The sequence below is a fragment of the Paenibacillus sp. FSL H8-0537 genome, from assembly GCF_038051995.1.
GTDB lineage: Bacteria > Bacillota > Bacilli > Paenibacillales > Paenibacillaceae > Pristimantibacillus.
The window spans coordinates 4,308,636-4,322,919 of sequence record NZ_CP150290.1 but is presented as its reverse complement, the minus strand read 5'-3'; the positions used below and the strand labels follow the sequence as shown (position 1 = coordinate 4,322,919).

Below are 14,284 nucleotides of genomic sequence, written 5' to 3'. Positions count from 1 at the left end.
GCTTCCAAATAAAAATACACCCTCGCAAACATAAAGCGCGAACGTGTATTTTATGATTAAGCAGAACAGTATTCGATTATATTTCGGACGATGGCTTTACATATTAAAGATAGGTATTTCGCCGAGCAGCTTCTTCAAGTTAATTGCATCCCATGGCATATGTTCCGTTATGCCTAATCCAACAACCTCTGTTTCTTCTGACAGTTCTTTAATCAGATGAAGTAATTGAGGCATTTGCATGGTTCCCGCAGGAGAATAAGTATAAGGCGCTTCAGGGTTCGCGAACAATAGGGAACGAAATGCTTTTGGATCGAGCACATCTAAATCAAGATGAATAGCTAGGTGCTTAATTTTGCTTTCTTTAATCCACTTTTTTATAGATTCCGTGCTGCTTGCTAGCTCTTCAGTTCCTGCCGTTCTGATTCCTAATCTTTGAATGACTTCGGAATCTGGTTCTGCAGGAGCAATGCCTAGTCTTTGAAATGCTTCTGAAATCACTTCTATTTCTTGTGCTGTAGGAGCTGCAAGTCCCGCAATAAAGACATTTTCAGGCTTTATAGGGATTTTCACATGTTTTGCAAAATCCGCATCTCCTTCTCCCAGCAGATTTCCAAGCGGTAAGGTATGTCCGTTATCATAGCCCGCATATCTAACTAAATCACTGTGAGCATCAATCCAAATTAAGCCTAATTCCCCACCGTAGCGTTCGTTTAAATAGGCAAATGGGGCTTGCTCGACTAAGCAGTCGCCACCAAACATGATGATGCGGTCTGGCTTATGCGCCTTAATAATATGCTGAGCAGCCTCTAATTGTTCAAGCAGCTGTTGTCTTCCATTCATACCGTCCTCGTGTTTAAGTGGAGTGCCGTCATAAGCTTGCACTGGCACATGGATAAGGGGTTGATCATTGCCTGGAGCTAACCAAGCGAGCAATTCAGCTCCAAAAGAGTAGTTAGGGTTATCGCCCCCTTGCCATTGGGGCATTAACAGGCGTATTGTTTTATTAGTCATGTTTTGCTCTCCCTTACATCAAAGTAAGGCTAGTATAAACTGAACGCAAATTAAAACGTAGTACGCACTTTATTGATAGGTACTACCCGAGAGGATAGTGTAAATATGAGTATGGCTGAATATAAAGGTAAAGTTAAAAATATTCAAGATACGCCATTTGGTTACACAGTGTCTGTTATTGGTGGTAAATGGAAAATGGTTATTATTTATCTCCTGGCAGAAAATCAGCCGATTCGCTTTAATGATCTGAAAAGACAGATAGGAACGATTACTTATAAAACATTGAGTTCACATCTTAAAGAATTGGAAGCGGATGGTTTGGTGAATCGGAAAGAGTATCCTCAGGTTCCGCCTAAGGTCGAATGCAGTCTCACAGATAAAGCGGAAACGCTATTGCCTGTCTTAGAACAGTTATGTGAGTGGGGAGAAAAAAACCAAAATATATAATCTATAGACGTTAAAACGAGGTGTGTCTGTATGCGGGAGTCTGCCTGCTGCGCCATGTTTAACGCTTACTCTAGGCCAAGCTCATCGGACGATTCAAGGCTTACGAAAACGCAGCATGCCATGGCGGCTGAAAACATGGTTACAGCGAACACTTTTGCTTAGAAACCGCAGCCGGGACGCTCAGCTCCTTTTTTGAAGGACTGAGGGTCCGCTAATCTAGCTTTTAACCCCATTTCTGGTCTTATGCGGACAGGGAAATCGCTATTGCCCACATAATCACCTCAAAATGGCCTTCGCCAGCCCATTAGCGTCTCCTGAGTCCGCAGCCTGTACCAAAACCCATGCTTCTGTTGAAATAGCTGCCGCTGTGTCCGCCAAGTCGATCCTTGTGATGGTTAGACACCTAGACAGCTAGACAGCTAGATAGCTAGACCCGAAACGGCCTCACGAGCAATTACTGCTGCTTAGGAAGCAGTAGCTGGAACGTCGTTCCCTGCGGTGTGCTGTGCTTCAAATTCAGCTGGCCTCCCATGGCGATGGCAAGCATCCGGCTGTAGGTTAGACCAAGGCCGAGGCCGCCGACAGAAAGCTTGTTACGCTCACCGCGAAAGTATCGCTCAAAAATATTTTTCTGCTCCTCATCCGGTATGCCGGGACCGTTATCCTGAACAATCATTTCATAGCTGCCAGCTGATGATTGCGATAGGGATACATGGATGCGGCCGCGACCCTGCAGCGCTTGTCTGCTATTGTTCAGCAAATTCACAATAATTTGCTGAATGCGGCTGGCGTCCCCGACAGCTAGGAAAGCTCCGCTTGGAATATCGGCTGTTAGCTCGAGCCCCTCTACAGGATCAAGCAATCCCCATTGGTACACAATTTCTCCAACCAGCTTGCCGAGATCAAGCGAGTCCTGCCGAACGCTGATTTTGCCGGAAGCAAAGGCATTGAAATCCAGCAGGTCGGTGACCATATGCTGAAGCCGGCGTGTCTGCTGCAAGGAGATGTCGAGAAATTCCTCAGCCTCCTCCTCAGCAACCACTTGATCGCGAACGGCATGAATAAGGCCATGAATGGAGGAAATCGGTGTTTTCAGCTCATGGGTCACGCCGGCAAGCAGCTCCGTCCGCAGCTCTTCCAATGTGCCGAGGCGTGCAGCCATCGTCTGGAATGACACTAGCAGATCGTGTATTTCTTTTTCCTTCACATGGTTGGGAACGACGACCTGATAATTGCCAGCCTCCATCTGATTGAGTGCTTCGGCGAGCTGCTTGATCGGCCTTCTTAAATTTCGAGATAGAAAGAAAATGATGAGCCAGCCAAGCAAGCCTGAGCCAAGGAGCAGAGAAGCAATGAGGCGATAGTTCTGATTAACATGGACTAACTCCTTATAGGCGTAGGAAATGACAATCGATCCGATCGCCTCTTCTTTATTTTCGCCCCATATGGGAGTTGTCAGCGTGTATTGCTCATTCGATATGGTGACGTTCAACTCGCCCGAAAGTGGAGGCACAGCCGGAGCAACTTCACCGTCTCCGGGACCCTGTTTAAGAAAAATAACGTTCCCGCTATGATCAAATATGCGCAGCGAAAATTGCCCTGGCAGCGAGTAACGGCGCTGGGTGCGGTCGATCCATTCATAGAAATTGCCCGGAATGACTATTTTTCCGTTCTCATTGCTCACATACTGCGAGGCGACCATTGCAAAGGCTTTGAGATTTTGCTTCCGCTCATGCAGCGTTTCCTGGCGAATCCAGAAAATCGATACCAATCCGATGGCAAGCAGTCCAATGAATAAGGTGAGCACGTAACGAAAGGTCCAGCGGCTGAGCAGCGTTTGGCGGCGATTATTGGGTGTTGGCATAAAGCATATACCCCGTCCCCCGCAAGGTGCGGATTTCTCCTTCTTCTGGCGGCCAATGCAGCAGCAGCTTGCGCAAACGCTTAATGGCCAAATCTACCGCGCGGTCGCTGCCCTCATAATCCATGCCCCATACTTTATCTATTAACTGCTCGCGGTAAAAAATCTGGTTCGGATGCTCGGCAAGGAACATGAGCAGCGACAGATCACGGGGCGTGATCGAAAGGCTGGCGCCATTCAAATAAACCGTATGTGATTTAAAATCAATGCGAATGCTGCCAAAAGTGACTTGTTCCGAGCTGACGAGTGAGCGGGGCGGCCGTCTGAGCACCGCATGGATGCGGGCAACAACCTCTTCTGGTTCAAAAGGCTTTGTCATATAATCATCGGCTCCTTCGTTAAGCCCAAGAATCCGGTCACTTACATCGCCTCTGGCCGTCAGCATTATGACGGGACAAGCGCTTTTGTAGCGGATATGGTTCAAAATCTCCCAGCCATTCATTCCTGGCAGCATGACATCGAGAATAATGAGCGTGGGCGTTTCCGCATCAAAAGCTTTAATGGCCTCCAAGCCATTTCGATATATATTGCAATTGAATCCCGCCTTGCGTATATAAGCAGCGAGCACCCTTGAGATGGCATCTTCGTCTTCGACAATCATAATCGTATTCATAAGCAATCCTCCGATGTGGCGGTCTAACATACAGTCACCTCTGAAAAAAGTATACCGCCTGAGCTAGGGAATGACTATACGCTGCACTTAATGCTGACACATATTTTAAATGGTTATTGAGTCAGGGGGATGTCGGGAGAGGGGAAGGGCGAGGGGACGCAGCCTAATGGCTCACATAAATGCATAATTGAGAAAAACGGCATTTCAGATAAAAGCTTCTGAAATACCGTTGTGAATGCCGCCAAAGATACGGCACCTTCTCTTAAGAAAAACAAAACCCGGCAAAGATTTAAGGATATGTACATCGGTGTTTCAATAATATCCGTTGCTGCATTTTGAACATCATAGAGGATGGACTTGATATAAAAAAGCTCGTCAATGGGCTGGAAAACTTCACGAATGGCTTTGCCGTATACAGCAATCCCGCGATGATAGGTTACTGCAATATGGGCCGCTAAATCTGCATCGTCATATCCGCCACAAATATAATCGTCGTCGGATTGATAGTTTCCGCGATCATTAGGCATGATTTATGCAGTTCGTAGAATTAATTGGGAATTGTGAGAATCTATGCTTGAATAAACGGGTCATAACGTCATAAGCAGTCTTTTCGGCCAAAAGGATAATATCATCCTTGCAAAACGGCGTATTTCTAGGTCAAACTCAATATAGATATTTGTTCAGTGCCCTTGTTGTTCCGTGTTCGAACCTGGCAACGAGTTTTGAAGAGTCCGTGAACCATTTCACCGTGGGTGCAGCTCTCATCACTCGTTTTTTCTTTGTTTACTTGCCATAGCGAGATATGGTTTGGCCATACGAAAGGAAACCTCAATATGCCAGCGCTTGCTGTAAACTTCTAGCGCTTTCTCAGGCAGGCACATTATGTCGATTACTAATGCTCAAATAAGCCCCTTTGCACGTAACTGGGCTTTCTTCAGTTTTATCAGGAGAAGTAGTGGTTTGAAAAGGAAGCTTCATATTCAGCTACTAATATGGTCATTGTCATGCTTCTATCTCCTTTAAATCGCTTTCTGATATTTCCTGCAGCATGAACGTGACCCAAGGCAAAGCATCCTTCATGGTAAGTACTACTTCTAGCATACCTGATAAGTCTTCGGATTTTAATAAGGTATTTCTGAAGTAATTCTGAAGATTAAATTCAGAAAGATCCGCCATTTTCTGAGACATTCAGTCGGTAAGTTCAATCAAACGTGACAAATTCGTTACTTATGGCAGGAAAGTGGCGGCACGCCTATCGTTAACACTGGCTTTATGCAGGGCAAATCCCTTATAATGCTAGATAGAAATGTTATGGGGGAGTGTATCGCGTGAGTTTAGTTGATGTCAGCAATGTCTCGGCAACATTATTTATATTGGGCGTTGTTTTTTTGCTGCTCATTTTCGGATTGCTGAGCTTTGGCATTATGCGTATGTTCGGGCAGCGGTTCCGTTCCGGTTGGATGTGCATCGGTGGGGCAGTTGTCAGCTTCGTTGTATTTATGTGGATATTAAATCGATGGTTCCTGTAGCCCAGGGATTTTGCGGTTAGAGGAGGCGTCGATATGTTTTGGACAGCAGTATGGTTTATTGTTAATATGTTTTTTGTAGCTTCATTAATTTTATTTCTATTTATGCAGCGCTCTTATACACTCGCCAAGCTGGAAGCGGGTAGCGGCGGCAAGCTTCGCAAGGCGCACAAATTGCGACTGACATTTGGAATTATCAGCCTGATTTTGTTTGTCGCGATGGTCGCCAGCTTCCTTATTAATATGCGGTTGAACGGTTAAAATAGCAGCGGCAGGAAGGCTCTCATTGACGAGAGTCTTTTTTTTCGGCATTATTGGGAGAGAGAGAATTTCAGAAGCAGGAGGTTTGTCGCATGAGTACACATGCACATTCACATACGAATACGATTGAAGATATTGTGAGAATCATGTCGAGCCAAGGTCTGCGTATTACCGACCAGCGCAAGACGCTTGCTAAGCTATTTGCAGAATCGCCAGGCTATTTGGCTCCTAAGGACGTATATGAATACATGGGCAAGTCCTACTCCGGACTTAGCTTTGATACGGTATACCGCAACCTGCGCGTCATGGAGGAGCTGGGCGTACTGGAGCAGGTGGTGTTCGAGGAGGGTGTGAAGTTCAAGCTCCATTGCCGCGAGCATGATCATCACCATCATATGATTTGTCTGAACTGCGGCAAAACGTACCCGATTATGTGCTGCCCAATGGAACAGACAACCGCGCCTGCTGACTTCCGAATCGTCAAGCACAAGTTTGAAGTGTTCGGTTATTGTAAAGACTGTGACCAGGAAGAAGCAGCAGCGGCTCAAAGCTAATGGAAAAAAGACCTGTTGCCAGACGCGTATTTCAGGCGCCGATTCATTTTTACCGCAAAGCGATTTCACCGCATTTGCCGCCTTCCTGCCGCTTTGCTCCAACCTGCTCCGCCTACGCATTGGAGGCCATCGAGATGCATGGCGTGCTAAGAGGCTCATGGCTTGCAGCTCGGCGAATTAGCCGCTGTCACCCGTTTCACGCCGGCGGCTACGATCCGGTTCCCCCTGTAAAAGGCGGAAAGCAAGGCGACGGGGATCGGCCTACTTGACAGAAGGGCTGGCGGTTCGGTATATTTTGTCATATATGAGTCTGATGAATGGATAAGTACAATGGAAGCTGCGTCGCAGAGAGCCGGGCAATAAGGTGCGAGCCGGTACGGGCAAAGTTGGAATATGGTCCTGGAGGATCTGTCTTTGAGCAGCGCGGGTGGCTGGGCTTGACCAGTCAGCAGCGGGTAAGAGGGCAGCGTTTGACCGGCGTTAACGGTATTGTCCGTCTTCAATCGGCGGCACACGAAGCCATTGCATTTTCCTGCAAATTAGGAGAGGATGCAAGGGGAATTTGGGTGGTACCACGTGAGTTTGATACTCTCGTCCCATGTTGGACGGGAGTTTTTTGCGTTTTTTATGTGTTTTTGAATCGAAAATTTGGAGGCTGCTGAAATGGCAAATGACAACAAAACGTTTTATTTGACAACGCCGATTTATTATCCGAGCGACAAGCTGCACATAGGGCATGCGTATACGACGGTGGCGGGCGACGCGATGGCAAGATACAAGCGGCTGCGCGGCTACGACGTCTGGTTTTTGACTGGAACCGATGAGCATGGACAGAAAATCGAGCGCAAGGCACAGGAGCAAGGCAAGACGCCTCAGCAATTCGTCGATGATATCGTTGTCGGCATTAAAAGCTTGTGGTCAAAGCTGGAAATTTCCAATGATGATTTTATTCGCACGACGGAGGAGCGCCATAAGAAGGTCGTTGAGAAAATTTTCGATCAGCTGCTGAAGCAGGATGATATTTATAAGGGCACGTATGAAGGCTGGTACTGTACACCGTGCGAATCCTTTTTCCTAGAGCGCCAGCTTGAAAATGGCAATTGTCCGGATTGCGGTCGTCCGGTCGAACTGGTTAAGGAAGAGAGCTATTTTTTCCGGATGAGCAAATATGCGGATCGCCTGCTTAAGCTTTATGAGGACAACCCGCATTTTATTCAGCCGGAATCACGCAAAAATGAAATGATTAACAATTTCATCAAGCCGGGCTTGGAGGATCTTGCCGTATCGCGTACGACCTTCGATTGGGGAATTAAAGTGCCTGGAGATCCGAAGCATGTCATTTATGTGTGGATCGATGCTTTGTCCAACTATATTACGGCGCTTGGCTATGGCAGCGATGACCCTGAGGCTGCGGCTAAATATGAGCGCTTCTGGCCGGCGAATGTCCATCTCGTGGGCAAGGAAATCGTTCGTTTCCATACGATTTATTGGCCGATTATGCTCATGGCTCTCAACCTGCCGATTCCGAAAAAGGTATTTGCCCATGGCTGGCTGCTCATGAAGGACGGCAAAATGTCGAAATCCAAAGGCAATGTCGTAGACCCTGTAATGCTCATCGACCGTTATGGCCTTGATGCAGTCCGTTATTATTTGCTGCGCGAGGTGCCTTTCGGCGCGGATGGCACCTTTACGCCGGAAAACTTCGTCGAGCGCATTAACTTTGATCTCGCGAATGACCTTGGCAATTTGCTTAATCGTACCGTTGCGATGATTGATAAATATTTCGACGGCGAGATTCCAGTTTACGCTGGACAAATCACGCCATTCGACGCTTCGCTTGAAGCGCTAGTGCAGGATACGATTGCTTCTGTGGAAGCTGCCATGGAAAACATGGAGTTTTCCGTTGCGCTCGCAGCGATCTGGCAGTTCGTCAGCCGGACGAACAAATATATTGATGAGACGCAGCCGTGGACGCTGGCGAAGGATGAAGGCAAGCGCGCAGAGTTGGCTGCGGTTATGCAGCATTTGGCAGAGGCGCTGCGCATCACGTCGATCATGCTCCAGCCGTTCCTGACGCATGCGCCGCGTGAGCTCTGGAAGCAGCTCGGCATTCAGCCGGGCGAGCTGACGTCATGGGAGAGCATGCGTACGTTTGGACAGCTGCCGGCAGGTACGCGGGTGCAGAAGGACAGTCCGCTGTTCCCGCGCCTGGAGACGGCGGATGAGGTTGCTTTTATCGCAGCCGAGATGGGCGGCGGCGCAGCCAAGGCGGAAGCGCAGCCGGAAGCCGCGCAGCAAGCGGCTGGCGCCGGAGCGGAAGGAGCCGCAGCAGACGCGGCTCCGGTGGAGAGCAAGGAAGAAATCGGCATCGACGATTTCGCCAAGGTAGAGCTGCGAGTGGCACAGGTCATCGCTGCCGAGCCCGTGAAGAAAGCCGACAAGCTGCTGAAGCTGCAGCTCGATCTCGGTTATGAGCAGCGCCAAGTCGTATCGGGCATTGCGAAATTTTATACGCCGGAGTCGATTGTCGGCCGCAAAGTGATTTGCGTTACGAATCTGAAGCCGGTGAAGCTGCGCGGAGAGCTGTCGCAGGGGATGATTCTTGCTGCGTCGCACGGCGACCAGCTCACGCTGGCTACAGTGCCGGACGATATGCCGAACGGCGCCGTTGTGAAATAAAAGGAAATGTAGTAAAGCAGGAAGTATTGGAGAGGACCGTACGGAGCTAATCCGCTGCGGTTCTCTTTTTATCCTATGAGGGGAGCGGGGGCGGAATAGACACATAACGGCCATACTCGCTTGGTGATCTGCTTAGAAGAGACCAGGAACCTACGAATAGCAGTTGACAGTGATGCCAAGCACTCGTATAATCTGAACGTAATCATAACGATTAGCAAGGTGAAGCGGCTGTCGCCGTCCTTTGGCGGCGCAGCGCGTTTCACTACGAGAAATATAAGCCTAATGATAAGTGTAAAACTTATAAATTCTTATATTTTAAAAGAAAACGGTTTTCACAGAAATGGAGCATTTACGATATGAAAAATGTATTTTCAAGCAAGAAAATAACGGCTATGGCCGCTTTATTGTTATCTGTTGTACTTGTGCTGTCCGCCTGCGGCAGCAATTCGAAGTCTTCTATCGTAGAAGGCAAGACGAATGTCGTGACTAGTTTTTATCCACTCTATTATTTTGCCTCAGAGATTGGCGGAGAATATGTCAATGTCGTCAATCTAATTCCGGCAGGTGTGGAGCCGCATGACTGGACGCCGAAAAGCCAGGATCTGAGTACCGCCTCCAAAGCGCAGCTGTTTCTATACAATGGCGCAGGGCTGGAAGGCTGGACGGACAGCTTTCTGAAGGGATTGCCTAACGATCAAACGATCATTACGGCCGAAATGAGCAAGGGCGTAGAGCTGATTCAAGGAAATCCAGAAGAAGAGCATGACCACAGCGGAGAAACGGCAGAGGAGCATGCCGAGCATGAAGAACATGCGGAGCATGACGAGCACAGCGATGAGGCAGAAGGAGCGGCTGCGGATGAGCATGATCATGAGCACGCCTTGGATGTCGATCCTCATACTTGGGTCAGCCCGAAATCGGCAATCATTATGGCTGAAAATGTGAAAAACAGCCTCATTCAAGTGGACAGTGCCCACAAAACTGAATATGAGGCTAACTATGAAGCGCTGCATAGCAAGCTTGCAGCACTCGATGCGAAGTTCGAGCAGGAGCTGTCCAAAACATCGATGAAGGATATTGTGGTATCCCATCAGGCATTCGGATATTTGGCCCGCGACTACGGCTTGACGCAAACGGCTATAATGGGATTATCGGCTGATGCAGAGCCTAGAGCGCAGGATTTGCTTAACATCGCCAAATTTGTGAAGGAAAATGGCATTCGCTATATTTTCTTCGAGGAGCTTGTATCTCCAGCGCTTGCTGATACGCTCGCGAGTGAAGCGAAGGTAGACACCTTGATGCTGAATCCGGTAGAAGGGCTAACGCCAGAGCAGGAGAAAAACGGCGATACCTACATTACGCTCATGGAAGCGAATTTGCAAAATCTTCTGAAAGCACTGCAATAAGGAGCTTCGAGGAAATTAACGGTACTTTATTTCGTCGCAGTCTCTAGGTATACGGTGCTGTATAAATGATATAATCAGGGAAGTATAGCAATAGAGTAAAAGGCAAGGGAGGTTGACAGGATGCAACAAATGTCAGAGATGCGACCGGAAACGGACTTGCTGCCTGGCCCAGCAGGAGACTGCCATCAGGATATTATTTCGCTGGAGGGCGTTACCTTCTCGTACCAGCAGCAGCGCGTCATTACGGAGCTTAATCTGAGCGTTCGCGAGCGTGATTTTATCGGGCTGATTGGCTCGAACGGTGCGGGAAAAACGACACTGCTCAAAATGATTGTCGGCTTGCTGAGGCCTGAGAGCGGCGTCATCCGTTTATTCGGCGAGCCTGTAGGCCAGTTTAAGGCATGGGAAAAAATCGGTTATGTGCCGCAAAAAAATGCATTTAATCCGCTTTTTCCAGCTACGGTTCGTGAAGTGGTGATATCCGGCCTATACGGTCGCAATAAGCTGTTTCGCCGCATAACGAAGAGCGATCACTTAAAGGCAGATGATGCGCTGCATGCGATGAAAATTGAGGATTTGGCGGACAAGCGAATCGGCCAGCTATCCGGCGGCCAGCAGCAGCGTGCTTTTTTGGCACGGGCGCTCATTAACAATCCGTCGCTGCTCATTTTGGATGAGCCTACAGTGGGGATCGACGCCGAGACGCAGGAAAGCTTCTTCCACATGATCAAGCATATGCATCAGCATCACAACATCACCTTTCTCATGGTGTCCCATGATATGGAGATGATCCGCACTTATTTGGGGCTGCATCAGGCGGCGCAAAGCGGCAAGCTGAAATTTTATAAAAAGCATTCGCATGATTTGCAAAATTGTGCGCAAGATGATCTGACTCACAGCCTGCGCGGGCTTCGTCAGGAAATGGATAGCAGAGAAGAGGTTGTTCAGGTTGGAGATCGTTACTAGCGAATTTTTTCAAAGGGCGCTGATTGGCGGCTTGCTTATCGGAGTGACAGCACCGCTGATGGGCATTTTTCTCGTGCTGCGCCGTTTGTCCATGATTGGCGATACGCTGTCGCATGTATCCATTGCAGGTGTTGCGCTTGGTTTCTTAATTGGGGTATATCCGGTTGCAGTAGGCTTGCTGTTCGCTGTTGCGGCTTCATTCGCAATCGAAAAGCTGAGGAAAGCTTATAAATCCTATGCCGAGCTGTCAATTGCGATTATTATGTCGGGAGGCGTTGCGCTGGCTTCGATATTGTTTACAATGGGCAAGGGCTTTAATGTCAATGTCACCGGCTATTTATTTGGCAGCATTTATACGCTGAGCAACATCGATTTAATTACGATTGCCATTGTAACGGTTGTCGTTCTTGTAGCCATCAGGCTGCAGGTGAAGGAGCTGTTTTTGCTCACTTTTGACGAGGATGCAGCAGCGGTGAGCGGGTTGCCCGTCCGTTTTTATAATGTTATGATTAGCGTGCTAACCGCGCTTGTTATTAGTGCTTCCATCAAAATTGTTGGAGCGCTGCTTGTGTCTGCGCTGCTGACGATTCCAGCGGCTTGCAGTCTTATTATTGCGCGCAGCTTTCGGCAGAGCATTATTACCGTCGTCATTATTGGTGAAATTGCCGTTATTTGCGGCTTGATGATTGCAGGGATTTGGAATTTGGCTCCTGGCGGCACGATCGTGCTTCTGCTAATTGTTATTTTGCTGGGCCTGCTGCTGTTCAAGCGGGGAATACGAACAGGGAGTTAATCAAAATCGAGGTGCTGTACGGTGAACGATATTAATATTTGGCTCGCACTTGGGGCTGGCTTTGCCTCCTTTATCTCTCCATGCTGCTTGCCCTTGTATCCATCTTATTTGTCTTACATAACCGGTATTTCTGTCAGCGATCTCAAAAATAATGAGCATACGAGCAAGCATATGCGCTCCCGCACGATGCTGCATACGCTGTTTTTCATTATTGGCTTTTGTACGGTGTATTACACGCTTGGTTATGGCACGAATGTGTTCGCGGAAACCTTCAGTGAGTATGAGCCGCTCATTCGCAAATTATCGGCGATTTTGATTGTGCTGATGGGGCTGTTCCTGCTAGGTGTTTTTCAGCCGCAATTGCTAATGAAGACGCGCAAGCTGCCTTTCGATCCTTCGAAAAAAACGGGTTATTTGGGCTCGTTTATTTTTGGTATCGGATTTTCGGCCGGGTGGTCGCCATGCACAGGTCCTGCCTTAACGGCTATTCTGGCATTGGCGGCATCCGAGCCGAATACCTGGTTTAAGCTGACAACGGCATATGCTCTAGGTTTCGCCATTCCTTTTTTCGTATTAGCCTTTTTCCTTGGCTCAGCGAGATGGCTGCTGAAATATACGAATACGGTGATGAAGGTGGGCGGAGCGATTATGATTTTGCTCGGCATTATGCTCTTCACGGATCAAATGACGCAAATTACTTCATGGCTTAACCTCATAACGCCGGATTGGCTGAAGTTTTAAGTCTAAAGCTTAAGTCTTAAGTGAAATATTCAATTTTGGCTTGTGGAAAATGCTCAAAGATGCGCTCTGATATAAACAATCGGAGCGCATCTGCTTGTTCTGTAGGGTAGACGTATTTTCCTTGTCCCCAGCGGCCCCATTTGTATTTGCGTTTCTCAATATCCATTTCCAGCTTCGTGCGCGGATAACGGCGCTCGATTACATTTTTTGCTGTTTTCGTAAAGCGGTGCTGGATGAGCTCAAAGGTCAGATCAGCTTGCTTTGCCTCCTCAGGCAGGGCCTCTGCAAGCGATGCGAGCAGCTCGGCGTAGCCTTCCTCCCAGCCGTCATGCCAGATAATCGGCGCAATGATAAAGCCGAGCGGATAACCGGCTTTAGCTACCTTGGCTGCGGCTTCAATCCGCTGCTCGAAGCGCGAGGTGGCCGGCTCGAAATTTTTAATCACGTATTTGCTGTTGACGCTGAAGCGAATGCGTGTATGGCCATTATGCTTAACATCCAGCAGGGAATCCACATGATGAAATTTGGTGACGAAGCGCAATCTGCCAAGAGGCTGCTCCGCCATAAATTCAATGAGCTCGCGCAGACTGCCTGTAATCGGCTCCAGCCCGACGGGATCGGACGTACAGGCTGCCTCGAAGCGAGTGATTTCCGGTACTCGCTCGTCGATGTATTGCTTGGCTGCGCCCAAAATATCATCGATGTTGACGTAAACGCGAATATAGGGCTTGGCGCCAAGCGTCGTCTGCAAATAGCAATAATGGCAATGCGCCATGCAGCCGGTGGCAATGGGAATAGCGTATTCCGCTGAAGGCTTGGACGTATCGAAGGTTAACGTTTTGCGAATGCCGACAACTAGTGTGCGTTTGGCAATCCGGTATTTTTCCAGCTCGGTTTCACCGGGCAAATTAGTAATCCGGTTATGCGAGCTGGTCATGCGGAAAGGAATGCCTTCCTTTTGAACCCAGTCATAAATGCGCTTGCCTTTCGGATAATTGAGCGCATCTGGCTCGAAATAGACGAGCTCAGGAACGAAGGATAAGCTCTTCAGCGCTGCTTTCGGACGCTCCTCTACGGTGGAAGCCATGAGCCGCACCCTCCTTTGCTTTGATGCTTCAAAATAAGAAGCTTACGCTATAATATGCGACAAAGGATAGGGCTTCAAACTGGGAGTTGCAAGGTGAAATGGCCGAAAGCCGTCCTCTGGCGGCGCAGCGCGTTTCAGTCCGAGAAATATAAGCCTAATGATCAATGTGAAACTTATAAATTCTTATATTGCAAGAAATGCCGCAATCGCTAATGTCATTAATTATTGTGTACCCCGGATTGTCCTTAAGGTTGCAGTCAGGTTTCAAAACAGTGTATG

Annotated in this window: 15 protein-coding genes; 10 read left to right on the top strand and 5 right to left on the bottom strand. The window is 48.3% G+C overall.

What is annotated here, in order from left to right; genetic code table 11:
* Positions 1–96: 96 nt before the first annotated feature.
* The gene (locus MHB80_RS18160; RefSeq protein ID WP_341278294.1) at positions 97–1,011 is read right to left on the bottom strand and encodes an arginase family protein; all 915 of its coding nucleotides are present in this window, start codon (positions 1,009–1,011) and stop codon (positions 97–99) included.
* Positions 1,012–1,116: 105 nt separating this feature from the next.
* Between MHB80_RS18160 and MHB80_RS18155 the strand changes: the two genes are divergently transcribed.
* Complete coding sequence (locus tag MHB80_RS18155) at positions 1,117–1,458, top strand: helix-turn-helix domain-containing protein (protein WP_341278293.1); 342 nt, start codon at positions 1,117–1,119, stop codon at positions 1,456–1,458.
* 454 nt (positions 1,459–1,912) lie between these two features.
* Here the strand turns inward: MHB80_RS18155 and MHB80_RS18150 are convergent, their stop codons facing one another.
* From MHB80_RS18150 to MHB80_RS18140, 3 genes are all read right to left on the bottom strand, one after another.
* Entirely contained in the window at positions 1,913–3,322 is a 1,410-nt protein-coding gene (locus MHB80_RS18150; protein WP_341278292.1) for a HAMP domain-containing sensor histidine kinase, read from the bottom strand.
* Entirely contained in the window at positions 3,306–3,992 is a 687-nt protein-coding gene (locus tag MHB80_RS18145; RefSeq protein WP_341278291.1) for a response regulator transcription factor, read from the bottom strand. Before MHB80_RS18145 ends, MHB80_RS18150 begins: the two co-directional genes overlap by 17 nt.
* Before the next feature lie 113 nt (positions 3,993–4,105).
* Positions 4,106–4,519 carry an aminoglycoside adenylyltransferase domain-containing protein gene (locus MHB80_RS18140; protein WP_341278290.1) on the bottom strand — a complete coding sequence of 138 codons (414 nt, stop codon included), beginning with the start codon at positions 4,517–4,519 and terminating at the stop codon, positions 4,106–4,108.
* Between the two features lie 801 nt (positions 4,520–5,320).
* Here MHB80_RS18140 and MHB80_RS18135 point away from each other — a divergent pair.
* From MHB80_RS18135 to MHB80_RS18095, 9 genes are all read left to right on the top strand, one after another.
* Positions 5,321–5,521, top strand: coding sequence for a hypothetical protein (locus MHB80_RS18135; protein WP_338551867.1), 201 nt, complete (start codon positions 5,321–5,323; stop codon positions 5,519–5,521).
* Positions 5,522–5,554: 33 nt separating this feature from the next.
* Positions 5,555–5,779, top strand: coding sequence for a hypothetical protein (locus MHB80_RS18130; RefSeq protein WP_341278289.1), 225 nt, complete (start codon positions 5,555–5,557; stop codon positions 5,777–5,779).
* A gap of 92 nt (positions 5,780–5,871) precedes the next feature.
* Positions 5,872–6,333, top strand: coding sequence for a Fur family transcriptional regulator (locus tag MHB80_RS18125; RefSeq protein ID WP_338551865.1), 462 nt, complete (start codon positions 5,872–5,874; stop codon positions 6,331–6,333).
* A complete protein-coding gene (gene yidD / locus MHB80_RS18120) occupies positions 6,333–6,602 on the top strand; it encodes a membrane protein insertion efficiency factor YidD (RefSeq protein ID WP_341278288.1) in 270 nt (89 codons plus the stop codon). The genes MHB80_RS18125 and yidD overlap by 1 nt, the downstream gene beginning before the upstream one ends.
* Positions 6,603–6,996: 394 nt before the next feature.
* The gene (metG, locus tag MHB80_RS18115) at positions 6,997–9,012 is read left to right on the top strand and encodes a methionine--tRNA ligase (protein WP_341278287.1); all 2,016 of its coding nucleotides are present in this window, start codon (positions 6,997–6,999) and stop codon (positions 9,010–9,012) included.
* A 356-nt stretch (positions 9,013–9,368) separates the two neighbouring features.
* A complete protein-coding gene (locus MHB80_RS18110; protein ID WP_341278286.1) occupies positions 9,369–10,418 on the top strand; it encodes a zinc ABC transporter substrate-binding protein in 1,050 nt (349 codons plus the stop codon).
* Between the two features lie 120 nt (positions 10,419–10,538).
* Positions 10,539–11,384, top strand: coding sequence for a metal ABC transporter ATP-binding protein (locus MHB80_RS18105; RefSeq protein ID WP_341278285.1), 846 nt, complete (start codon positions 10,539–10,541; stop codon positions 11,382–11,384).
* Positions 11,368–12,177 (top strand): metal ABC transporter permease, encoded by an 810-nt coding sequence (locus MHB80_RS18100; protein ID WP_341278284.1) that lies wholly within the window; start codon positions 11,368–11,370, stop codon positions 12,175–12,177. The genes MHB80_RS18105 and MHB80_RS18100 overlap by 17 nt, the downstream gene beginning before the upstream one ends.
* 21 nt (positions 12,178–12,198) lie before the next feature.
* A complete protein-coding gene (locus MHB80_RS18095) occupies positions 12,199–12,918 on the top strand; it encodes a cytochrome c biogenesis protein CcdA (RefSeq protein WP_341278283.1) in 720 nt (239 codons plus the stop codon).
* Between the two features lie 16 nt (positions 12,919–12,934).
* Here MHB80_RS18095 and splB read toward each other — a convergent pair whose 3' ends face one another.
* Complete coding sequence (splB, locus tag MHB80_RS18090; protein WP_341278282.1) at positions 12,935–14,005, bottom strand: spore photoproduct lyase; 1,071 nt, start codon at positions 14,003–14,005, stop codon at positions 12,935–12,937.
* Between the last annotated feature and the right edge of the window lie 279 nt (positions 14,006–14,284).